Genomic DNA, 22,678 nt, shown 5'->3' on the forward strand with positions numbered 1-22,678 from the left:
CCACGCATGTCAACGACAACCCAGCCCGCAACGAGGCGCGGCTTCAACTACAAGAAGTTCCTCGCCAACAACGGCGCCCTGGTCGGCCTCGTCGTGCTCTGCATCGCGTTGTTCATCGCGACCCCCGACTTCCTGACCGGGCAGAACCTGCTCAACATCGGCATCCAGGTCTCCACGGTGGCTGTGCTGGCCTTCGGCATGACGTTCGTCATCGTCGCCGGCGGGATCGACCTGTCGGTCGGCGCCGTCGCGGCCCTCTCGGCGATGGTGTCGAGCTGGCTGTTCGTCAGCGCCGGCCTGCCGGGCTGGCTCGCCCTCGTCGGCGGACTCGTCGCCGGCCTGCTCGCCGGAGTGGTCAACGGCCTCGCCAACGCCTACGGCAAGCTGCCCAGCTTCATCGCCACCCTCGCCATGCTCAGCGTCGCCCGCGGGCTGACCCTGGTCATCTCCGACGGCCGCCCGATCAAGACGCCCGCCGAGGTCTCCTTCCTGGGCGGAAACCTGGGTCCCGTGCCGATGCCCATCGTGGTGCTCCTGGTGGCCGCCCTGGTCGCGTCATTCCTGCTCAACCGCACCGTGATCGGCCGCTCGATGTACGCCGTCGGCGGCAACGCCGAGGCCGCACGCCTGTCCGGACTGCCCGTCAAGCGCATCCTCGTCACCGTGTTCGCGCTCGCCGGGCTCTTCGCGGCGCTCGCCGGGCTGCTGCTGGCCGGCCGCCTCGACTCCGCCCAGCCTCAGGCCGCGGCGGGCTACGAACTCGACGCCATCGCCGCGGTCGTCATCGGCGGCGCCTCGCTCTCCGGCGGGCTCGGCAAGATCTCGGGCACCTTCGTCGGCGCCCTGGTGCTCGTGGTCATCCGCAACGGCCTCAACCTGCTCAACGTCACGTCGTTCTGGCAGCAGGTCGTGATCGGCCTCGTGATCGCCCTCGCCGTCGGCGTCGACGTGCTGCGCCGCAAGACCCGCAGTAGCTGAGTCGTCCCGCTCCCTCCCTCACATCACCACCCCGCTCCACCAACAAAGGAAAAACAATGAAGTCCTCCTCATTCCGCAAGATCGCCGCACTGACCGCCACCGCGGCCCTGATCCTCACAGGCACGACCGCCTGCGGCCGGGGCGGCGGAGACGCGGCCGGCAGCACCAAGATCGTGATGGCCATCTCCACCCTGAACAACCCGTTCTTCGTCGAGCTGCGCGACGGCGCCCAGGCGGCCGCCAAGACCGCCGGCGTGCAGTTGAACATCGTCGACGCCCAGAACGACTCGGCCACCCAGGCCAACCAACTGGCCACCGCGGCCGCCGGCGCCACCAAGGCAGTCATCGTCAACCCGGTCGACTCCGATGCCGCGGCATCCGCCGTCAAGGCCCTGACCAAGGCCAATATTCCCGTCATCGCCGTCGACCGCACCGTCAACGGCGCTGAGCTGACCTCCCTCGTCGCCAGCGACAACGTCGCCGGCGGACGCCAGGCCGCCGACGAGCTCGCCAAGTCGATGGGCGAGAAGGGCAGCGTCATCGCCCTGCAGGGCGTCTCCGGCACCTCCGCCAGCCGTGACCGCGGCGCCGGGTTCGCGGAGGGCATGAAGGCCTACCCGAACATCACGGTCGTCGCCAAGCAGACCGCGAACTTCGACCGCGCCGCCGCCCTCGACGTGACCACGAACCTCATGCAGGCGCACCCCGACGTGACCGGCCTGTTCGCCGAGAACGATGAGATGGCCCTCGGAGCCGTTCAGGCCCTCGGAGCCCGCGCCGGCACGGATGTCATGGTCGTCGGCTTCGACGGCACCTCCGATGGCCTCGCCGCCATCAAGAAGGGCACCCTCGTCGCGACCATCGCGCAGCAGCCGGCCGAACTCGGCAAGCTCGCCGTCGAACTCGCCGTCAAGGCCATCAAGGGCACCAAGGTCGACAAGACCGTCCCCGTCGAGGTCGTCTCGGTCACGAAGACGAACGTGGGCGACTTCGCCAAGTGATCCCCTCCACAGCGTCAGTGGTCGTCGTCGGATCGATCAACGTCGACCAGCTGATCACCATTGAACGCCACCCGCTGCCCGGCGAGACCCTGATCGGGAAGTCGATGGAGTTCCTCCCCGGCGGCAAGGGCGCAAACCAGGCGGTCGCCGCCGCCCAGCTCGGTGCCACCGTGCGCCTGGTCGGCGCCGTCGGCCGGGACGCGCAGGCGCAGGTCGCGACCGCGATCCTGACCCGCGCCGGAGTCGGGCAGTCTGCGGTTCAGACCGTCGACGGCCCGACCGGCCTGGCCCTGGTGACCGTGGCCGACGACGGCGAGAACACCATCGTCGTCATCCCCGGCGCCAACGCTCTGGTGGGCGCGGATGCCGTCACCGCCAACGCGCACGAGATCGCCGCCGCCGCGGTGGTCGTGTTGCAGGGCGAGATCCCGGCCGACGGGATCGACACCGCTGCCCGGCTCGCCACGGGACGGGTGGTGCTGAACCTGGCGCCGGTCATCCCCGTGGCCGCCGAGACGATCCGGCGCGCCGATCCCCTCGTCGTCAACGAGCACGAGGCTGCCCTCGTGCTCGCCCAGGTCGAACCCGGTGCGGGAATCCCCGCGACGGACGAAGACCTGGTGGCCCGTCTGCGCGCCTGGGGTGTGGCATCGGTGGTGCTCACCCGCGGCGCGAAGGGGGCGATCTGCTCCGACGCGAGCGGCACGACCAGCGTGCCGTCGCCGGTGGTGTCCGCGGTGGACTCCTCCGGCGCCGGCGACGCGTTCGTCGGGGCGCTGAGCGCCCGGCTCGCGGCCGGAGCCTCGCTGCTGGACGCGGCACGCTTCGCCGTGCGCGTCGGCGCGTTCGCGGTGCAGGGACGTGGCACCCAGACGTCGTACCCGACCCTGGCCGACACCATGCCGGAGGTGCTCGCGTGAAGCGCGGGGGCATCCTGAACGCCGAGCTGTCGGGGGCCATCGCCCGGCTCGGGCACACCGACCTGGTGCTGCTCGCGGACTGCGGGATGCCCATCCCGCGCGGCGTGCCGGTGATCGACCTGGCCCTCGTGCACGGCGTGCCGCGGTTCGAGCAGGTGCTCGACGCGCTGCTCGGCGAGCTGGTCGTGCAGCACGCCATCGCGGCGGACGAGGCGCAGGGGGCTCCGGCCGGGGCCTGGCTGGCCGACCGGTTCGACGAGATCGAGTACATCAGCCACGAGGAGCTCAAGGACCTCTCCGCCTCGGCGAAGCTGTTCATCCGCACCGGCGAGGCCACCCCGTTCGCCAACGCGGCGCTGGTCTGCGGCGTCTCGTTCTGATGCTCGCGGCTCAGGTTGGGGAAGGCGGCTCAGGTTGGACCCTGCGCCCGCCTCCCCAACCTGAGCCGCGACAGGGGTGCCCGGAGTAGGCTCGCCGGATGACTGAAGCCTTCCGCCGCCGGCTGCGCGCCCTGCCGGATTTCCCGAGCGACCTGCCCGTGTTCGACCCGGCCACCGCGCCGGACGACCCGACGGTGTTGTTCAAGGAGTGGTTCGAGGACGCACTCGCCGCGGGCGTTCCGCAGCCGCACGCGTTCAGCCTCGCCACGGTCGGCGCGGCGGGCATGCCCTCGTCCCGGATGCTGATCCTCAAGAACCTGGATGCCCGGGGCTGGCAGTTCGCGTCGGCGCGCACCTCGCGCAAGGGTCGCGAACTCGGCGAGAACCCGCAGGCCGCGATGAACTTCTACTGGTCGCGCCTCGGCCGGCAGGTGCGCGTGCTCGGACCGGTCTCCGAGCTCTCGGCGGAGGCATCCGCCCTCGACTGGGCCGAGCGTCCGGCGGCGGGCGGCGGCGCCAACCCGGCCTGGCAGCTGTACGCCCTGCGCCCGGTCGAGATCGAGTTCTGGCAGGCCAGCGCCGACCGCAACCACGTGCGGCACCGCTACGAGCTGACCGCCGGCTGAGCCAGGAAACAGGCCGGGCCGGGAACAGGCCGGGCCGGGAACAGGCCGGGCCGGGAACCAGGCCGGGCCGGCTACTTCCAGCGGCGCGCGGAACCCGCCAGGTACTGCGTGTAGCCGGCCAGCGACGCGAACGAGCAGAGCACCTGGTAGCCGAGCAGGAAGGCCAGGTAGCCGACCGCGTTGCGCCGCACGTGCAGGTCCAGCGGGCCGAACACCGAGCGCCGCTGGTGCCGGCGGAGTCCGCCGTAGATGAGCAGGGTGACCGGGAGCACGGTCAGCGCCCAGACCGATACGATCGCGGGGACCCCGAAGAGGAACAGGACCAGGCCCGGCAGCCAGATCAGGGCGTAGCCGACGTCGAGCAGCGGGATGAGGTAGTCGATCCCGCTGATCAGGCCGGCCAGCCGGCGCTTCTGCCGCCACGGCGGCACCGCGTGCAGCCCCTCGAACATGCCGCGGGCCCAGCGCGCCCGCTGCCGCAGGAAGTGCGGGACGGTCGCCGGGGCATCCGTGAACGCCACGGCGGTGGGCTCGAACAGGACTCGTCCGCCCTGCTGCAGCAGCTTCCAGGTGACGACGATGTCCTCGCCGATCGCGTCTGGCCAGCCGCCGATCGCCTTCACGTCATCGGTGCGGTAGACCGAGAACGCGCCCTGGGCCACGAGGGTGGCCTGGTAGAGGCCCTGCATGCGCTTCACAGCGGCGATGCCGAGGTAGTAGTCCCACTCCTGCATGCGGGTGAGCAGGTTGACCCGGGAATTGCGCACGAGCACGGTGCCGGCCACGGCGACCGTATCGGCCGGGGCGGACTCGAGCCGGGAGATCAGGCGGCGCAGGGCCTCGCGGTGCAGCAGGGTGTCGGCGTCTACGGTGATGACGTAGGGCGTCGTGACCTGCTCGAGCGCGGTGTTGAGGGCGTGCGACTTGCCCGGGCTCGACTCGGGGAGCACCTGCAGGGTCATGCCCGAGGTGGCGGCGGTCCGGGCGGCGACGGCGGCCGTCGCGTCCTCCGAGCCGTTGTCGGCGAGGATCACGGTGACCGCGCCGGCGTAGTCGCTCTCGCCGATGCACCGGATCGTGCCGGCGATGCCGGCCTGCTCGTTGCGGGCCGCGACGATGATCGTGACCGGGGACACCGGGTTGCTGATCCGCAACGGCGGCTGGCGGTCGAGGAGCAGCGACATGGTCATCAACGCCACCACGAAGCCGGGCAGGTAGGCGACGAGGGTGACCATGACCCAGGCGGCCGGCTCGCCGACGCTGTGGGAGAGATCGGCGATCCAGGGCTGGGAGATCCACACCGCCGCGCCAGCCCAGGAGACTGCGAAGAGGGTGGAGAGCAGGAACTTGACCGTCACGGACAGGTAGAAGCCTGTGTACGCGTTCCGCGGGTGCTCCGGCCGGGCCGTGGGCGGTGTGCTCTGCGGGAATTCGGGCGGGCGTGAGTCCGCGTGCTGCGCGTGCTCCGTGCCGGACATCCTGTAACCCCTCCCCTCAACGCTATGCCTTTCCCCGCTCATCGACGAAAGGAGCGCCCTCCCATTTCGGGGGTCAGGCCGGGCCTTTCGCTCGGTGCGGGGGTCAGCCCGGGGCGCAATCGTTTACAGTGCTCTTATTGCGCCGTCGGAGCGCGAGTGAGGACGAAACCATGGCCCGAAGCACACCGCCCCGGTCCGGCTGGACCGCCGCCGACATTCCCGATCTGGCCGGCCGCACGGCCATCGTCACGGGCGCGAACTCGGGGCTCGGCTTCGTGACGGCGTCGGAACTGGCCCGGCACGGCGCATCCGTCACCCTGGCCGCGCGCGACCCGGACCGGGGCGAGGAAGCGGCCGCCCGCATCCGGGCCGCCGCACCGGATGCCTGGGTGCAGGTGCGCACGCTCGACCTGTCGAGCCTGGCCTCGATTCGCGCCTTCGCCGGCGCATGGGCCGACGAACACGTCGACGGGCTCGACCTGCTGGTCAACAACGCCGGCGTGATGAACGTGCCGCGGCGGTTCACCGCGGACGGTTTCGAGCTGCAACTCGGCACCAACCACCTCGGCCACTTCGCGCTCACCGGGCTGCTGCTGGGCTCCCTGCTGCGCCGCCCGGCCGCCCGGGTGGTGACGGTCTCCTCGACCCTGCACCGCCGCGGCCGGATGAACTTCGACGACCTGATGGGGGAGGCGAGCTACAGCGGCTGGGCCGCCTACGGCCAGAGCAAACTGGCGAATCTGCTCTTCACGAAGGAGCTGGCACGCCGGGCCGCGGTGGCCGGCCTGCCGCTCCTCGCGCTCGCCGCGCACCCCGGTTACGCCGACACCAACCTGCAGGCGGTGGGACCCTCGATGCGGGGCAGCGCGTTCCAGCGGGGCGTGTCCGCCCTCGCCAACCGATTCCTGGCCCAGCCGGCCGAGATGGGCGCGCTGCCCTCCCTCTATGCCGCGACGGCCCCCGGGCTGGCCGGCGATTCGTTCGTCGGGCCGGACGGGCGCGGCGAGCAGCGCGGCCACCCGCGCCTCGTCGACCGGTCGGCGGCGGCGAAGAACGGCACGGATGCCCGGCGTCTCTGGGAGGAGAGCGAACGCCTCACCGGCGTGCGTTACGCCCTCGGCTGAGCGGTCCGGGTCGACGCAGTCCGACGCGGTGCGACGCGGTCCCGGTCGACGCGGTCCGACGCGGTGCGGAAGCTCCCGCAGCCCCGCTCAGGCGGCCACCGATTCGGACAGGCCGGCGGCATAGGCGGGTTCCGGCATGGGCACCGCTGCGGTGGACCGGGCCGGAGTCGTGGTCCGCGCCGGCGCGAGGGCGAGGATCCGCTCGAGCAGGCGCGGCGCGGCATCCCGGCGCAGGGACAGCAGCACCCGGGCCTCGTGCGGGTTCTGCCCGTTGCGCACGTCGGCGCTGACCGGGCCGTCGACCTTGGCGAAGTAGGTCTGGCCGCGACGCGGGCCGGCGGTCGTGTCGACGCCGATGCGGAGGGTGGGCATCCGCTCTGGGTCGAGGTCACCGGAGGCGAACGCCGCGGCCAGGCAGTCGTGCGGGGACATCCGCCGGGTGCTGAAGTGCTTCTCGTAATAGGTGAAGCAGGTGCCGAGCATCTGCGCCAGCGCCTGCTGGGTGAGGCCCTCCGCGGCGGCCAGCGCACGCCGGTGGGTCTCGTCGAAGGAGTGGGCGAGGGCCACGTCGAGCGGCACCAGGGTCACCGGCCAACTGGCCGCGAACACGTCCGCGGCCGCCTCGGGGTTGGCGGCGACGTTGGCCTCGGCGAACTTGCCGGCATTGCCCGGTGCGAAGACGGCGCCGCCCATGACCGTCACTCGGCGCACCAGGCGCGGCAGTTCGGGGTCGAGGTAGAGCGCCTCCGCGAGGTTGGTCAGCGGCCCGGTGGCGATGATCTCGAGCCTGCCCGGGTGCTCGTGCGCGAGCCGGATCAGGAGTTCCGTGGCGCTCTCGTCCACGGGATGCCGGCGCGAGCGGGGGAGCAGCACGTCCCCGATCCCGTTCCGGCCCTGTCCGGTCCGGCCGTGCCCGGGGGTCCCGGGCCGCGGCCCGTCCACGGGATCGTACCCGCCGACGGCGACGGGGATGTCGTCGCGGCCGGCCGTGGCGAGCAGGTTCAGGGTGTTGGCGGCGGCGACGGCCGCATTCAGGGCGCCGGCCACGGTGCCGATCCCGGCCAGGCGAATGCCGGGCGTCGCGAGCAGGTAGGCGATCGCCAGCGCGTCGCCGACCCCGGTGTCGCAGTCGAGGTAGATCGGGGTGAGCGGGGTGGGGTGGGTGTTCATCGGTGAACCATCCATTTCGGGGTCGACGGGTTCGAGGGGGTCAGGCGCCGGTCTTCACGGCGGCGCGCAGGACGAGGGAGGCGAGGAAGGACCCCGTGCACAGCAGGGCGGAGATCCAGAGCGCGCTCTGGTAACCGGCGGCGGATGCCGTCGCCACGGCGGGCGCGACCAGGGCGATGCCGGTGCCGATCCCAATCCCGAAGCAGGCGCCGTTGAGACCGGGCAGGGCCCCGCGGGCCTCGGGCGGGGAGTTGAGCACGGACACGCCGTTGACGGCGCTCTGGAACAGGCCGAGGTAGCAGATCCCCATCACGATGAGCAGGCCGAAGACGGCCCAGCGGTCGAGGGCGAACACGGCCAGAGCCACGGCGACCAGCGCGATCAGGCCGCTGCTCAGCCGGAGGGAGGTGATCCAGCCGATCCGCACGGCCACCCAGCCGGAGAAGATCGCCGCGGTCACGCCGAACAGGGCGGTCGGGGAGAGGTAGAGCAGCGCGGACATCGACGCGTTCAGGCCGTAACCGACCTGCTGGTCCTGGCTGAGCATGATGACCGTGAAGTTGAGTGCCGAGTACGCTCCCGCCATGGTCAGGACCGTGCTGACCAGAAGCGGCCAGACCTGCCGGGAGCGCAGGGCGCGGATCGGGATCAGGGGCCGGATGATCCGGTTCTCGACCAGGACGAAGGCGACGGCGGTGACGAGGGTTCCACCGAGGCAGGCGATCGTCAGCGGGTCCGACCAGCCGGCGGAGGAGGCCTGCGAGATCAGGCTGGTGACCGAGACCAGGAAGAGGGAGAGGATGCCGGCGCCCCACCAGTCCATCGACCCGGCCTGGGTCCCCGGCTCATCCTGCGGCACGAACCGGGCGACGCAGACGATCGCGATCAGCCCGAGAACGAGGGTGATCACGAACAGGAACCGCCAGCCGATGGTGTCGGTCACCAGGCCGCCGAGGAGCCCGTCGACGCCGAACAGGCCGCCGTTGACCGAGGTGATGATGCCGACCGCGATCCCGAACAGGCGGGAGTCCAGCCGCTCGGAGAGCAGCAGGAAGGAGATCGTGAAGGTGGCACTGGCCGCACCCTGCAGAACCCGGCCCACGAGCAGCATCGCGAGGCTGGGGGCGAGCACGCAGACGACGGTGCCGACCAGGAGCATCGTGAGCACGATCACCAGGCTGCGCCTGCGGCCGATGAAGTCGCTCCAGCGGGAGAACACCATGCCGAACACGGCGCCGGCGAGGAAGAAGGTCGACTGCACCCGGGCGACGTCCCGCATGCTCTCGCCCAGCTGCACGCCGATCGCGGGCAGGGCGGCGGAGAGGAGGGTCGCGTTCAGCTGGAAGGTGAGGATGGCCAGCACCAGTGTGCCGATCAGCACCCCGGCGGAGCGGGGAGCCCGGTCCCGGACGGGTGCCGGGATCACTTCGGGGGCAAGCACGAGCATGAACGAACTCCTTCGTTGGAGCAACCACAAGGTCGATACGCTTAGTGTACATGCATGTTATACACGTGCACCAGTTCCGCCCGGTATACTCGGTCGCGACCGGGGGAGACGAATGGATCGACGCACCGAGGCGGCCCTGGCCGGGCCGCTCGAGAGCACCGGCGGGATTCCGCTGCGCGTGGCCGTGTACTCGCGGATCACCGAGGCCATCCGCGACGGCTCGCTGCCGATCGCCTCCCTCCTGCCCTCGGAGACCGAACTCGGCGCCGCGATGGGGGTCAGCCGCACGGTCGTGCGCGAGGCGCTGATGCTCCTCGAGGAGGACCGTTTCGTGCGCAGCCGCCGGGGAATCGGCCGATTCGTCGCCGACCGGCTGCCGCACCTCGGGTTGCAGAAGATCCGCCCGATCGAGGACCTGCTCGGCGAGACGGGCCAGCCGGTGCAGGTGCGACGCACCCAGAACGCACTGCAGCCCTCGTCGCCGGCGTTCACCGCCGACGCGATCGGGATCCTGCCCGGCGAACCGTCCTGGTTCATCGAGAGCGTCATCTCCCGCGACGGCGCGCCGATCGCCCTGCTGCAGGAACACGTGCCGGCCGAGGGACTGGACCGGCTCGGCCAGGCCGCCGTCGCCGCCGTCGCCGACGACCAGGCGGATGCCCGCAGCGTGCTCTCCGCCCTCATCGCGGTGCTCGGGCCGACCTTCGGGCCCGGCGAGACCGACATCACGATCGGCGTTCCCGGGGCGACCAGGGGCAAGCTGCTCGGGCTGCCCGCGAACAGCCCCGTGCTCATCCTCACCCAGACCCTCGAACGCGAGGGACACCCGTTCTACCTCTCCAAGGCCCTCATCAACACGAACCCCGTGCAGCTGACGATCAGCCACTCCGCGCAGTCCTGATCGGGTCCTCCTCAGCGCAGCGCGGAGATGCCCAGGGCGATCGCCTTGAGGTTGCCGATCCGCTGCTCGTAGCGGGCGGCGAGCACGATCAGCACGGCGCCGCCGATCCCGAGCCACAGCCACCACGGCACGGCGCCGTAGGCCAGCGAGATCCACGGCCAGAGCTGGGCGATCGCGTGCACGAGCAGCACGACGGCGCCGATCACGAAGGGCGCCTGCAGGCGGCGCATCGCGCCGACCACGATCACGACGGTGGCGACGACGCCGAGGCCGACCACCCGCCAGAGCGGGCTCTCGGTCACGTCGAGCAGCAGTGACGGCACGAGGAGCACGAGCAGGCCGGGCGCGAACCAGGGCCAGCTGCGCGCGGCCGGCGTCGCCTCGAGGTGCAACCAGCCCGTGGTCAGCAGCGCGACGGCGAGCGGAACGCTGACGATCTCGATCGTGTCGGGAGCCGCGTGTGCGAAGCCGGCCAGCACGGCGACCGCCCCGGCCGCGATGAACACCCAGCTGACACCGCGCCCGAGCGGGCTCTCGTCGAGCCAGAACGCGGCCAGGTGCAGGGAGGAGAAGGTCCAGACGAGCAGGATCACCCGGATCGTGGCCAGGGGCGCGAAGTCGAGGGCGGGCAGCTCTGCGGCGAGCACGAGCGCGGTCGCCAGGATGACCAGCGTGTAGCCGCGGCGGAGTGCCACGGCATCCGTCGGCCGGCCGGCGCCGGCCGGGATCGCGCCGACAGGCAGGGTGAGGGCAGCGGGGCCGTGAGCTCCGGTGACGAGGATGGTGCCGGCGACCACGAGAGCGAGCGCTGCCGGGAACAGCCAGGCCTCGAGCCGGGCATCCGGGCCGGCCGGCACCTCGGCGAGGAGCCTCACGATGCGCCCGCCCGCGGCCGAGACGACTCCCACCAGGCCGAGCACGAGGGCGAGCCCGGCGGGCGCCCTCCACCGCCGGTGCGGGGTCAGGACGGCCGCACCGACGGCCAGCGCGCCGCCGACCGCGAGCGCGAGGATCGGCCGCAGCACGGCGTCGCCGCCGGTGAACGCACTGGGCAGCAGCCCGATCGCGAGGCCGGCCCCGAACCGGCGGGTGGCCAGGGCGTCGAACGCGAGGCCGCCGACGCGGAGCCGGGGAAGCAGCTGCCCCACGGCGACGACGAGGCCGAGCGGCACGGTGACGAGTTCGAGCGGGTCCACCGCTCCGGTCACGATCGCGACGAACGCCACGAGCACAGCCAGGGCCACGGCCAGCCAGCCGGTTTCCGCGCGCAACGGCCCCCGGCTGCCGTCCCTGGTGAGGGCGAGCAGGTGAAGCGCGCCCAGCCCGAGCACGAGCGCGGTTCCGCGCAGGGTGCCGACCCAGCCTTCGGCCTGGCCGCCCGCGCCGTCGAAGCCGGCGATCTCGGCGAGGCTCACGATCGTGAGAACGCCGGCCAGCAGCAGCATGCCGGCGAACCGGCGCGCGGACCGGGTGCGGGCATCCGGGTGGCGAGGCAGCAGGAAGGCGGCCGCCGCCACGACGGCCAGCGGCAGCAGCCACAGTTCGAGGCGGCCGTCCGGCGGCCCGGGTTCGTTCAGCACGGTGACCGCCCGGGCCACGACGGCGAGGGCCAGGCCGGCCGCCCCCGCGGTGCCGGCTGCCGCCAGGTAGGCCGACCGGGCCGGCGACCAGCGGATGCCGGTGACGGCCAGGAGCAGCAGGGCGCAGACCAGCATGACCACGACCGGGCGGGCGACCGGGCCGGTCTGGCCGGCCACGGCGAGCGGCAGCACGGCCACGAGCAGGCCGGCCAGGGTGAGCAGGGCGGCGACCGGGCTGGCGGCGGCGGCCCGGTCGACCCGGCCGAACCGGCGCACCAGCACGGCCACGACGAGCAACAGCCCGGCGACGGAGAGCACGAAGGGTTCGAGAGCGGCCGTGCCGGCGGCGGAGAGCCCCCGCCAGAGCCCGGCGATGCCGAGGACCATGGCCAGCCAGCCCAGGTGGCGGCGCGGCGAGCGGGAGGCGAAGAGGCCGTCGGCCGCGATCGCCGCGACCAGGGCCCCGACGCCGGCCACGAGCAGCACCAGCCAGCCGAGGTCCGGGTCGGCGGTGACGGCCCAGCCAGTGGCAGGCACGAGCACCAGCGTTGCGCCGGCCTCGACGGCGAGCCGGTCGCGGTCGCGGTCCGCGCCCCCGGCTGTGGCGGTGGCCCCGGCTGTGGGCCAGCCGTGGGTGCCGAGGAACAGGGCGAGGGCGAAGACGAGCAGCGCGGCGGCCGCGGCGGGAAGGGCGATGGTGGCCACGGCGGCCGGGGCATCCGTCGCCCGGATCACGCTCCACCCCAGCAGCAGGAGCACCGGGGCAAGCGCCACGGCGGCGGTCAGGCGCTCGCGGTGCAGCTCACGGTTGCGGGGCGCCAGCACCCAGACCAGCGGCACCGCGAGCAGGATCGCCGCGTGCGCGATGCCCGCGGCCGGTTCGCCCTGCAGGAGCGTGGCATGCTCGGCGGGCGTGAGACCTTCCGCGATGGCGGAAAGCGGCGGCGCGAAGGCGGCCGCCGTGGGGGCGAGCAGGGTCCAGAAGGCCCAGCGGCGTTCGGTCGCCCCGAACAGCGGGAGGGGGACGGCCACGAGGAGCTGGAGCAGGGCCGCCACCAGGGTGAGGCCGCGGAGCTGGTCGACCAGCCGGGCGTCCCCGGTCGGCGCCGCGTCGAGGTTCAGCGCCCAGGGCGCGGCGACGGCGGCGACCAGGGTCAGCAGCAGCGCGCCGGCGAGCAGTGCCCCGCGGACGGTGCCGCCTCTGGCCCGGTCGACGAGGAGCCGAGCGGTGAACAGGGCCACGATCGCCCCGGCCGAGCCGACCCACCAGCTGCCGCTGCTGTTGCAGCTGACCAGGTAGCCGAACAGCACGGTGGCGGTGAGGAAGGCGACGACGACCGGGCGGAACCGGCCGAAGGACGCCCGGCCGAACCGCTGCAGCAGCAGACCGAGGAGGGACAGCAGGCCGAGGAGCACGTAGACCAGGGTGACCAGCCAGAGCGCGCCGAGGAACGGAACCGCGAGCACCGCGACGACGGCGAACAACCAGGCGATGACACGAGCCCTGACCGTGAGGATGCCGCCCAGCGCCCAGGCGAGCGTCGTCAGCAGGCCGACCCCGGCCAGGGCGCCGAGCGCCCAGACGTTCTCCGCGACCGGCGGCGCGAGCGGATCACCGGCCCCGGACAGACCCCCGGCCACGGCGCCGACCAGCGGGATGGCGGCATAGAGGCCCGTGAGCACGGCGAAATTGGCTGCCGCGAATGCCGCGGTCAGGGCGGCGACGATCGCCGCGGTGCGGGTCGGCCCCGAGCTCCGGCGGGCCAGGAGCTCGAGGGCGAGGGCCAGGCCGACGGCGATCAGGATCGGCCCGGCGGTGGCTCCGGCGAGGTCGCCGGCCCGGAAGGTGGCCACCGGAGCGATTGCCACCACCGCCAGGGTGGCCAGCGCGGCCGCGCCGGAGGCGAACGCGCGATGTGGCCCGCCGGCCGCCGGGGCGACCAGCACGACGACGGTGTGCAGCAGGGCGGCGGCCGCCACCAGCCCGAGGGTGAGGACAGGCGCGAGCGCGTTGGCGGGGTCGACGAAGACGGCGGCGAGGAAGGCGCCGGCCAGGGCCAGGCCGCCCAGGGTGACCACGGCCGCGCGCTCCGGCACCCGGTCGATCGAGGGCCAACGGCCGCCGCGCACAGTCGGGGCGGCGGCGGGAACGGCGTTCGGGGCTTCGGCAACCGGAGCCACGGCGACCGGGGTGTCGCCGACCGGGGCGTCGCCGACCGGGGCATCGGAGTCCCGGCCCGGTGCGGGCAGGGTGAACCGGTGCACCAGCGCGCCGATCGACGCGCCGAGGAACGCGAGGTAGAGGCGCGTGGCGTCGGGCTGCCCGGTCGCCAGGCCCGCGGCGAGCAGCCCCAGCCCCGGTGCGGCGGCGGCGAACCCGGCGACGCTGGCGACCCGGAGCCGGGAGACGGCGTGCCAGCCCAGGAAGAGGACCGTGCAGGCCACCAGGGTCACGCCCCAGTAGGTCAGGGCGTCCGTTCCGGCCAGCCCGAACAGGTCGTTCTGCCGCAGGGCCCAGGCGTCGAGGAGCACGAGCACGACGGCGAGGGCGCCGATGCCCTCGGCCGTCGCCACGAGAGTGCGACGGCGGAGGGCCGCCGCGGTGACGAGCGCCGCCACTGTGACCAGGCCGACGATCAGCGAGCGCACCGCGAGCCCGGCGAAGAGCCACGCCACGGTGAGGAAGAAGATCGCCGCGACCGACACGAGCGTGACGCCGACCAGCAGCAGGAGGATCTGCACGCTCGAGCGCTTCGGCGGCCGGGATGCCCCGGCGGCGTGGGGCTCGGCTCGCGGCGGGAGCGGAGGCGCCGGCTGTGGTCCGAGCGGAAGCAGCGGCTGGGCGGGCCGCGGTGCGCCTGCCGGTGGTGCGCCTGCCGGCGGCGCGAAGACTGGCGGCGCGAAGACCGGCGGCGCGAAGACCGGCGGCGCGGCGGGAGTCGTCGAGGATTCGGGCGCCGCGGCGGCCGTCGGCGCAGCCACGGCCACGGCCTCGGCCACGGCCACGGCCACGGCACAGGCTACGGCCGCGACCGGGCCGCGGGGGAGCGGCAGCTGCGCGGTGCGGGCCCGCTCGAGGTCGAAGCGGATGCGCCCGATCAGCGCGACGCGCTTGTCGAGCAGCGCCGCGGCATCCGTCGACGCGGCCAGCAGCTCCGTCGCCGCGGGGTGCGAGAGGTCGAGCCCGCAGGACGGGCAGCGGAACGATCGCAGCCGGGACTGGCAGGCGGGGCACTGGGTGACATCGGTCAGGTCGGCGGGCCGGCGAGGCCAGAGCACCCGCCCCGCGAACTGCGCGAACGAGCCTGGTGTTCCGGTGCCTGACATCGTTGCCCCTCGCTGGATGTGAACCTTCCCCACAGGCTAGCGGCACGGGTGCGTTCGTGGCGGTACGGTCGCAACCGGGGGCACGTGATGACCGACCGCGGGTGGGTTACAGCCGGTTCTCGGCCAGCCAGGCCAGAAGCACCCGTTCGAACTCCGCCGGCCGTTCCGCGCTGGGCAGGTGGGCGGTGTTCCGGAACGTGCAGCCGGTGGCTTGCGGCAGGGTCGACAGCAGGTATTCGTATTGCGCCAGCGCGGGGGTGATGTCGAATTCGCCGACCGTGACCAGGGCAGGCACCTCGATGTCGACCACCCGGATGCTCGCCGGCGGCTCCAGTGGGATGGGGAGCGGATTCTCCTCGGCGTGCACCACGTTCACCCGGTTGAGGGCATAGGCCGTGGAGAGGAACTCGGGGTCGAGGTCGGCTTCGGTGCGGAGCGGCCCGATCGCCCAGAGGGCGACTTCGAGCCGGGCCAGGCGGTGCCAGTCCTTCACGTCGAACGCGCGGTCGAGTTCGTCGAAGAGGGCATCCTCCGCCTCGGTCAGTTCCACCTCGGGGAAACCGCTGGGGCCCGACCCGATCGTGACCAGCCCGGTCACCCGGTCGGGGTGTTCCAGGGCCAGGTCGATGGCGATCGAGCCCCCGCGAGAGCACCCGACCAGGGTGGCCGCGGCCACCCCGAGGTGGTCGAGAACGGCGACGGCGTCGGCGCGGTTGGAGAAGGCGACATCCTCGGTGCTGGTCTGGCCGAATCCGCGGCTGTCGAAGCGGATGACGAAGTGGCCGGCCGCCAGCGCGGCGATTTGCGGGTCCCACATCCGGAGGTTCGCGATGCCGGCGTGCAGCAGCAGTAGGGCGGGCGCCGAGGCATGCCCGTCGGTCTCGTAGTACAGCGATGCGCCTGGAACGGTGAGATGGGGCATGGCTCGAGCGTAGGCGGGCCGCTTCTCCGGCCGCAAGGACCCGGCTGACTTTCGGCCGCCGCCACCCCGTAGGCTCTGTCCCATGGGCGGTGTGCTGGTGGGGTTCGCCATCATCGGGTTCGTGATCCTGGTCGGCTACCTGATCGAACGATTCGGGGTGGCCGGCGCGGGCGCGCAGCGGGTGCTCAACCGGGTCGCCTTCTTCGTGGCGACACCGGCCCTGTTGTTCACGGTGCTGTCCCACGCGGATGCCCGGGTGCTGTTCTCGTCGTTCCTCCTGACCAGCCTCTGCAGCGTCCTGCTCGGCGCCGGGCTCTACCTCGTCATCGCGCGGCTGTTCTTCCACACCCCGGTCGCCGAAACCGTTCTCGGCGCGGCCTCGTCGGGCTACGTCAACGCGAACAACATCGGGCTGCCCGTGGCCATCTACGTGCTCGGGAGCGCGCGCTTCGTCGCCCCGATCCTGCTGCTGCAACTGCTCGTGCTCGCCCCGGTGATCCTGGCGGTGCTCGACGTGTCGACGAGGGGCCGGCTGTCCGTGCGCGCCATCCTGACCCAGCCGTTGCGCAACCCGATGATCATCGCCTCCGCAGCCGGGGTGCTGGTCTCGATCTCGGGGATGCGGCTGCCCGCTCCCGTGCTGGCGCCGCTGGAGCTGCTCGGCGGTGCGGCGATCCCGATGGTGCTGCTCGCGTTCGGGATGTCGCTCTCCGGGGAGCGGCTGCTGCGGGCCGGCTCCGGGCGGAGGCTGGTCGCCACCGCCGCCGTGATCAAGGTGGTCGTGGTGCCGTCGATCGCATTCCTGCTCGGCCGGTTCGTGTTCGCGCTCGACGCGGCCGAGCTGTTCGGTGTCGTCACCATCTCCGCGCTGCCCACGGCGCAGAACATCTACAACTTCGCCGCCCGGTATGACCGTGGCGTGACGGTGACGCGGGACACCGTGCTGGTCACGACCCTGGCCTCGGTGCCGGCCCTGCTGCTGATCGCGGCGCTCCTGGCGCCCGGTCGCTGAGCGAGCCCGTCGAAATCAGTGCCGGATCGGGTGACTGGCCGCCGGCCGTCGCGTCAGCCAGGGCCGCAGCATCCGGGTGACCCGCGGCATCACCAGGAAGGTCATGGTCGGGGCCATCACGAGTGTCGTCACCAGGATCTTGGGCAGGACGTCCACGTCGTGCCAGCCGGGGATCAGCCAGGTCGCGAGCAGGGTGAAGGCCAGGTTCGTCGGGAGGAAGCCCAGCCCGATGCTCACGGCCTGCTTCCACCGCGGCGGCTGGAAGGATGGCGCCGCGTCGACGTCGTCATCATCGGAAGCAGGGGCGTCGAACCAACCCTCGATACCGGTGCGCTTCTCCACCCGGGCGTCGAGGATGAGATCGTGGCCGTCGATCAGCCAGTGCGCCCGCTCCTCAGAGCCCTCCCAGGCATCCAGCAGCTCGGAGTTCGCGAAGCGGTAGAGCATGTGCCAGCTGAGCGAATCCGCGGTGGCGCGCACCCAGCCGGAGCCGAGGAACCCGGGGAAGCTGCCGGCGAGGTCCATCCCCTGCTGGGCCCAGTGGGTGGCGTCCGGGATTCGGGTGGGCTCGACCCGGCGGGTGACGGACACGGTGACGGAGGACGCAGGCTGCGCTTGTGGCGCTCCGGCGGCGTTCCCCGGAGACACGGAAGACATGGTTCCAGTATCGCCGCTGCGTGCACTCCTACCGTTGCCGTCTCGTTTCCGGCTCGTTGCGGGCGGCCGGGCACCCGCTTAGAAGATCATCGGGCGGTCGTCGTCCTCGCCGTCCAGGGCCAGCTCCACCACGACGGGAACATGGTCGCTGGGCGCGTCGCCCTTGCGTTCGCCCCGGTGGATGCTCGCCCCGGTGACCAGGTCGGCGAACGCCGGCGAGCCGAGGATGAAGTCGATCCGCAGGCCCTCGTTGCGCGGGAAACGCAGCTGCTTGTAGTCCCAGTAGGTGAAGCCCTCCGGAACCAGCGGGCGCACCACGTCGTGCAGCCCCGCGCCTTCGAAGGCCGCGAAGGCCGCGCGCTCAGGCGGCGAGATGTGCGTGGAGACCCCGGGGATCAGGGTGGGGTCGCCCACGTCACGCTCCAACGGGGCGACGTTCCAATCGCCCATCAGGGCCAGGGCCAGCTGCGGGTTCGCGGCGAGTTCCTGCCGCGCGTGCTCCTCGAGCCGGGCCAGCCAGTCCAGCTTGTAGGCGTAGTGCGGGTCGTCGAGGGACCGCCCGTTCGGCACGTACAGGCTCCACAGGCGCAGGTCGCCGACGGTGGCGCCGAGCGCACGCGCCTCGAGCGGCAGGCCGGGACCTTCCTCGCCCTTCTGGAAACCGGGCATCCCGGGGAAGGCGGTGGCGACATCCGTCAGTTCGTGACGGCTCGCGAACGCGACCCCGTTCCACTGGCTCAGGCCGTGGATGGCCAGCTCGTAACCGGCCTCTTCGAACTGATGGGCCGGGAACTGCTCCGGCTTGCACTTGATCTCCTGCATCGCGAGCACGTCGATGTCCTCGCGCACCATCCAATCGACCACCCGGTCGACGCGGGCTCGGATCGAATTGACGTTCCAGGTGGCGATGCGCATGCCCCCAGCCTATTTGACGGACACCGCACCGCCCGGGACGGGGATACTCGGAGACAGCAATGGCAGGATTGACGCACGACCAGAAGGCAGGGGTGGACCCATGACGGATTTGCAGATCGGCTACGCGGCGATGCTGGAGCAGTTCGCGCCGGCGGAGGCCGTTGCGCTCTCGGCCTACGCCGAGGAACACGGCTTCACCGGCGTGATGGCGGCGGACCACTTCCAGCCGTGGGTGCCCGCCCAGGGCCAGTCCTCGTTCGTCTGGAGCGTGCTCGCCGCGGTCGCCGAGCGCACCAAGGGCGACTTCGGCCCCGGCGTCACCGCGCCCACCTTCCGCTGGCACCCGGCGATGGTCGCCCAGGCCTCGGCCACGCTGGCGTCGATGTACCCGGGCCGGCACTGGCTCGGCCTCGGCTCCGGCGAGGCCCTCAACGAGCACATCGTCGGCGGCTACTGGCCCGAGGCCCCCGAACGCATCAACCGCATGTTCGAGGCCATCGAGATCATCTCGAAGCTGTTCACCGCGTCGATCGCCGGCAAGGACGTCAAGCACTCCGGCCAGTTCTTCAAACTCGAGTCGACCCGGCTCTGGACCATGCCGGAGGTTGCCCCCGAGATCCTCGTCGCGACCGCCGGGCCGGTCACCGCCAAGCGCGCGGGGCGGCAGGCCGACGGCCTGATCACGGTCGGAGCCCCGCTGGAGAAGATCTCGATGCTGTTCGGCAAGTTCGACGACGGCGCCCGCGACGCCGGCAAGGACCCGTCGACCATGCCCAAGGTGCTGCAACTGCACATGAGCTGGGCCGAGACCGACGAAGAGGCGATGACGAACGCGCTGCACGAATGGCCGAACGGCGGGATGAAGTTCCCGAAGGGGGACATCCGGTCGCCGTTCGAGTTCGAGCAGATGGCGAAGCTGGTGCGGCCGGAGGACTTCGAGGGGCGGATGATCATCTCGGCCGACCCCGACGACCACCGCGCCTACATCCAGAAGTTCGTCGACCTCGGCTTCGACCGGATCTACCTGCACAATGTGGGGCGCAACCAGCGCCAGTGGATCGACGTGTTCGGCGCATCCGTGCTGCCGAAGCTCGTGCGGTAGTGGCGCCCGACCCCACCGGGATGCACGTCTTCGTGCTCGCGGGCATCGGCGAGGTGCGGGCCGGTGACGACCTCGCCGCGCTCATTCTGGCCGCCGCCGAGTCGCCGGCCGCCCGTCTGGCGGACGGCGATATCCTCGCTGTGACCAGCAAAATTGTCTCCAAGGCCGAGGGGCGCCAGGTCGCCGCGACCGACCGGGAGCAGGCGATCACCGACGAGACCGTGCGCGTGGTCGCCACCCGCGTCTACCCGGGCGGGGTCACCCGCATCGTGGAGAACCGGCAGGGACTTGTGATGGCGGCGGCCGGCGTCGACGCGAGCAACACCGCCGACGGCACGGTGCTGCTGCTGCCCGTCGACCCGGATGCCTCCGCCCGCGCGCTCTGCACCGCCCTGCGCGCGCGCACCGGGCTGCGGCTCGGCGTGCTGATCACCGACACGGTCGGCCGCCCGTGGCGGGAGGGCCAGACCGACATTGCGATCGGCGCGGCTGGGGTGGCGGTGCTCGACGACCTGCGCGGCACGACGGATGCCTCCGGCCGGCAACTCGACGTCACCGTCGCCGCCGTCGCCGACGAGATCGCCGGCGCGGCCGACCTCGTCAAGGGCAAGACCAGCGGCAACCCCGTCGCCGTCGTGCGCGGGCTCGGCCGGCTGGTTGAGGCGCTGCAACTGCAGCAGGGGCCGGCGCCGCAGGATGCCGCGGGCGGCGCATCCGCTTTGCTGCGCCCGAGTGAGACCGACATGTTCCGGCTCGGCACCGCCGAAGCCGTGGCAGAGGGGTACGCGGCGGGCTATGCCGCCGGAATCGCCGCGGCACGCGCGGCGGGTCCCGTGGCGGAGCGGTCGGGGCGCGGCTAGCGCAGTGAGGCGGCGTGACGGCGCGCCGTGAGGCACCGAGCGCCCCACTGCGAGACGGCGTCGACGAGTACGGCAATCGACATGGGTGCCGTTGCTGTTTCCGGGGCGGAGCGCTAAGTTGAGGATTTTCTGCGCGAACCGTTGCCATTGACCCAGGTCTCCGCGACAACAGGCTCGGAAGCCCCACCGAACCACTTCACTCCGGTCGGCCTTCGAGCGTCCCAGACCTGGTCAAGAACTCGACGAAGCAGCGCTGAAACCTGGCATTCGCACTCTTGTCTTGTCCCGCAGGTCCCTGTCCGCCGTCACTCCCAACAACCGTCACTCCCAACAAAGGGGTTGTCTCGTGCACTCATCCAGAAAGTTCCACACCGTCGCCCTCGCGGGGCTGTCCGTGTTCGCACTGGCTGCCTGCGGGACTGGAACAGCAGCGACCCCCAACACGTCTGCAGGCACGGTGAGGGTGACACCGGCGGTCGCGGTCGTTCCGGCAACGATCGGATTCGGCGCGCTCAGTGGTACGGCGCAGGTCTCTCCCGGGAAGGATGAGGCGCGCTACCCGGCCGGCGCCGCCGGAAGCGGTGACCCGTACTTCCCCAACGCCGGCAACGGCGGGTACGACGTCCAGCACTACGACCTCGCTCTCCGTTACTCGCCGCCGGTGGACCCCACGGTGCTCACCGGCCGCCTGAGCGCCGTCGCGACCATCACACTTCGCGCGACGCAGGATCTACAGTCACTGAACTTCGACTTGCGCGGGCTCGACGTCACCTCGGTCCGGGTGGACGGCAAGGCGGCGGTACACGGGGATTCGCGCGGCAAAGACAGCGCCGAGTGGTCACAGATTCAGGACGATGCGAACCGATACTGGGAACTCACCGTCGGGCTGCTGCCGAAGCTCAAAGAAGGACGGACGACGACCATCGTCATTGAGTATGGCGGGATCACCGGGCGGCCGCTCGACACGACCGGTGCTCTCTACGGGTGGGTCACCACTGCTGACGGGGCCATGGTGGTCAATGAGCCCGACGGCGCGGCGACCTGGTATCCCGTGAACGACGACCCGCAAGACAAGGCAACGTACACCTTCCGGATCACGGTCCCGGCCGGTAAGACGGCTGTGGCGAACGGCCTGCCTGCAGGGGAGCCCCGTACCAAGGCCGGGTGGACGACCTGGACGTGGCGGGCAACGGACCCGATGTCCAGTTACCTGTCGACGGCGAGCGTCGGTGACTTCGCCATATCCCGCGACCCGAGTTCGGACCGTCTGCCCATCATCAATGCTGTCGACGATGGTGTCACGGGTGAGGCCCTCACAGAGACGACAGCGGCCCTCGCGCTACAGCCCCGGATGATCACCTTTCTGGAGGCCCAGTTCGGGCGATACCCGTTCGAGTCGTTCGGCGCGATTGTCGACGACGATTCGGTCGACTACGCGCTGGAAACCCAGACGCGTCCGGTCTACTCAGGGGTCGCGGACGAATACACGGTGGTGCACGAACTGGGTCACCAGTGGTTCGGCAACTCTGTCACCCCGTCAGATTGGAAGGACATCTGGCTGAACGAAGGCTGGGCGAGCTATATCGAGTGGCTGTGGGCCGAGCATCAAGGCACGGCCACAATTCCCGACCAGTTCGCCGACACCGTGGCATTTCTCGACGCAACCAACGGCTGGGCGCTCAACATCGCAGACCCGGGTCGCGACAATCTGTTCGCGAATCCGGTCTACCTGCGGGGAGCGGCCACCTTGTACGCGTTGCGCGCCAAGATCGGCGATGCCGCGTTCTTCGCCGGCGCCCGGTTGTGGCTCACCCGGTACAACGACTCGAATGCGACCACTGAGGACTTCGAAGCCGTGATGGAAAAGACCTCGGGCCAGCAACTCCACACCTTCTTCGACGACTGGCTGCGCGAAGGCGACCGCCCGGCAATGCCCCAGCCCCAAGCGCCGTCTCCGGCGAGGAGCGCTCAAGCAACCCAGGCGCCCGTCGGGTTCGCGGGTTCCCACGGCAGAGAAGGTCGGCCAGGCTCTCGTTGAGCTCCTCACGATCGAGAGCGGGCCGGCGCCGCCGGACTCCGGCGGATCTAGCCCGGCGACCGGAGGCATCCGCGGTGAAACCGACCCCACCGCCGACCGTCGGGATGGAGTTTTTCGCGACGCGCCGGTTGCCTCGGCGCGAATGGCGGCGAGTCGCGCAAATCTCCGTCTGAACCATCCTGCGTTGCGGCAGCTGCGGCCGGGCATGGCGCGACCCGGGGCATCCGGGCACGCCGTCGA

18 protein-coding genes are annotated in these 22,678 nt (G+C 71.7%); 11 read left to right on the top strand and 7 right to left on the bottom strand.

Annotated features, from left to right (window positions below; translation table 11 throughout):
- Positions 1 to 6 precede the first annotated feature (6 nt).
- The 5 genes from E3O48_RS00445 (at position 7) to E3O48_RS00465 (ending at position 3,905) form a co-directional block, all read left to right on the top strand.
- Positions 7 to 978, top strand: a complete 972-nt coding sequence (locus tag E3O48_RS00445) for an ABC transporter permease (protein ID WP_134508804.1) — start codon at positions 7 to 9, stop codon at positions 976 to 978.
- A 56-nt stretch (positions 979 to 1,034) separates the two neighbouring features.
- The gene (locus E3O48_RS00450; RefSeq protein WP_134536897.1) at positions 1,035 to 1,979 is read left to right on the top strand and encodes a substrate-binding domain-containing protein; all 945 of its coding nucleotides are present in this window, start codon (positions 1,035 to 1,037) and stop codon (positions 1,977 to 1,979) included.
- Positions 1,976 to 2,899: a ribokinase gene (locus tag E3O48_RS00455; RefSeq protein WP_134536898.1), complete on the top strand. Its 924-nt coding sequence runs from the start codon at positions 1,976 to 1,978 to the stop codon at positions 2,897 to 2,899. Before E3O48_RS00450 ends, E3O48_RS00455 begins: the two co-directional genes overlap by 4 nt.
- On the top strand, positions 2,896 to 3,279 hold the full coding sequence (gene rbsD, locus E3O48_RS00460) for a D-ribose pyranase (RefSeq protein ID WP_134508809.1): 384 nt from the start codon (positions 2,896 to 2,898) through the stop codon (positions 3,277 to 3,279). The genes E3O48_RS00455 and rbsD overlap by 4 nt, the downstream gene beginning before the upstream one ends.
- Before the next feature lie 98 nt (positions 3,280 to 3,377).
- Positions 3,378 to 3,905: a pyridoxal 5'-phosphate synthase gene (locus tag E3O48_RS00465; RefSeq protein ID WP_134536899.1), complete on the top strand. Its 528-nt coding sequence runs from the start codon at positions 3,378 to 3,380 to the stop codon at positions 3,903 to 3,905.
- A 71-nt stretch (positions 3,906 to 3,976) separates the two neighbouring features.
- Here the strand turns inward: E3O48_RS00465 and E3O48_RS00470 are convergent, their stop codons facing one another.
- Positions 3,977 to 5,383, bottom strand: coding sequence for a glycosyltransferase (locus tag E3O48_RS00470; RefSeq protein ID WP_134536900.1), 1,407 nt, complete (start codon positions 5,381 to 5,383; stop codon positions 3,977 to 3,979).
- A gap of 170 nt (positions 5,384 to 5,553) precedes the next feature.
- Here E3O48_RS00470 and E3O48_RS00475 point away from each other — a divergent pair, with 170 nt between their 5' ends.
- Complete coding sequence (locus E3O48_RS00475; RefSeq protein WP_134536901.1) at positions 5,554 to 6,507, top strand: oxidoreductase; 954 nt, start codon at positions 5,554 to 5,556, stop codon at positions 6,505 to 6,507.
- 87 nt (positions 6,508 to 6,594) lie between these two features.
- Here the strand turns inward: E3O48_RS00475 and E3O48_RS00480 are convergent, their stop codons facing one another.
- Together E3O48_RS00480 and E3O48_RS00485 are read right to left on the bottom strand one after the other, a co-directional pair.
- Positions 6,595 to 7,677, bottom strand: coding sequence for a nucleoside hydrolase (locus E3O48_RS00480; protein ID WP_134536902.1), 1,083 nt, complete (start codon positions 7,675 to 7,677; stop codon positions 6,595 to 6,597).
- Between the two features lie 40 nt (positions 7,678 to 7,717).
- The gene (locus E3O48_RS00485) at positions 7,718 to 9,124 is read right to left on the bottom strand and encodes an MFS transporter (protein WP_134536903.1); all 1,407 of its coding nucleotides are present in this window, start codon (positions 9,122 to 9,124) and stop codon (positions 7,718 to 7,720) included.
- Positions 9,125 to 9,236: 112 nt separating this feature from the next.
- Between E3O48_RS00485 and E3O48_RS00490 the strand changes: the two genes are divergently transcribed.
- Positions 9,237 to 10,025, top strand: coding sequence for a GntR family transcriptional regulator (locus tag E3O48_RS00490; protein WP_134536904.1), 789 nt, complete (start codon positions 9,237 to 9,239; stop codon positions 10,023 to 10,025).
- 11 nt (positions 10,026 to 10,036) lie between these two features.
- Here E3O48_RS00490 and E3O48_RS00495 read toward each other — a convergent pair whose 3' ends face one another.
- Entirely contained in the window at positions 10,037 to 14,932 is a 4,896-nt protein-coding gene (locus E3O48_RS00495) for an SCO7613 C-terminal domain-containing membrane protein (RefSeq protein ID WP_134536905.1), read from the bottom strand.
- A 106-nt stretch (positions 14,933 to 15,038) separates the two neighbouring features.
- On the bottom strand, positions 15,039 to 15,854 hold the full coding sequence (locus E3O48_RS00500) for an alpha/beta fold hydrolase (RefSeq protein ID WP_166788567.1): 816 nt from the start codon (positions 15,852 to 15,854) through the stop codon (positions 15,039 to 15,041).
- An 82-nt stretch (positions 15,855 to 15,936) separates the two neighbouring features.
- Here E3O48_RS00500 and E3O48_RS00505 point away from each other — a divergent pair, with 82 nt between their 5' ends.
- On the top strand, positions 15,937 to 16,866 hold the full coding sequence (locus tag E3O48_RS00505; RefSeq protein WP_134536907.1) for an AEC family transporter: 930 nt from the start codon (positions 15,937 to 15,939) through the stop codon (positions 16,864 to 16,866).
- Positions 16,867 to 16,881: 15 nt separating this feature from the next.
- Here E3O48_RS00505 and E3O48_RS00510 read toward each other — a convergent pair whose 3' ends face one another.
- Together E3O48_RS00510 and E3O48_RS00515 are read right to left on the bottom strand one after the other, a co-directional pair.
- A complete protein-coding gene (locus E3O48_RS00510) occupies positions 16,882 to 17,523 on the bottom strand; it encodes an antibiotic biosynthesis monooxygenase (RefSeq protein ID WP_134536908.1) in 642 nt (213 codons plus the stop codon).
- Positions 17,524 to 17,601: 78 nt separating this feature from the next.
- Positions 17,602 to 18,438: an exodeoxyribonuclease III gene (locus tag E3O48_RS00515; protein WP_134536909.1), complete on the bottom strand. Its 837-nt coding sequence runs from the start codon at positions 18,436 to 18,438 to the stop codon at positions 17,602 to 17,604.
- Between the two features lie 100 nt (positions 18,439 to 18,538).
- Between E3O48_RS00515 and E3O48_RS00520 the strand changes: the two genes are divergently transcribed.
- From E3O48_RS00520 to E3O48_RS00530, 3 genes are all read left to right on the top strand, one after another.
- Positions 18,539 to 19,540, top strand: a complete 1,002-nt coding sequence (locus E3O48_RS00520) for a TIGR03557 family F420-dependent LLM class oxidoreductase (protein WP_134510000.1) — start codon at positions 18,539 to 18,541, stop codon at positions 19,538 to 19,540.
- A 20-nt stretch (positions 19,541 to 19,560) separates the two neighbouring features.
- On the top strand, positions 19,561 to 20,400 hold the full coding sequence (gene cofE / locus E3O48_RS00525) for a coenzyme F420-0:L-glutamate ligase (RefSeq protein WP_134536946.1): 840 nt from the start codon (positions 19,561 to 19,563) through the stop codon (positions 20,398 to 20,400).
- A gap of 463 nt (positions 20,401 to 20,863) precedes the next feature.
- Complete coding sequence (locus E3O48_RS00530) at positions 20,864 to 22,438, top strand: M1 family metallopeptidase (protein WP_241982332.1); 1,575 nt, start codon at positions 20,864 to 20,866, stop codon at positions 22,436 to 22,438.
- Positions 22,439 to 22,678 lie beyond the last annotated feature (240 nt).

It is taken from the genome of Cryobacterium sp. HLT2-28, from assembly GCF_004402495.1.
Taxonomy (GTDB): Bacteria; Actinomycetota; Actinomycetes; order Actinomycetales; family Microbacteriaceae; genus Cryobacterium; species Cryobacterium mannosilyticum.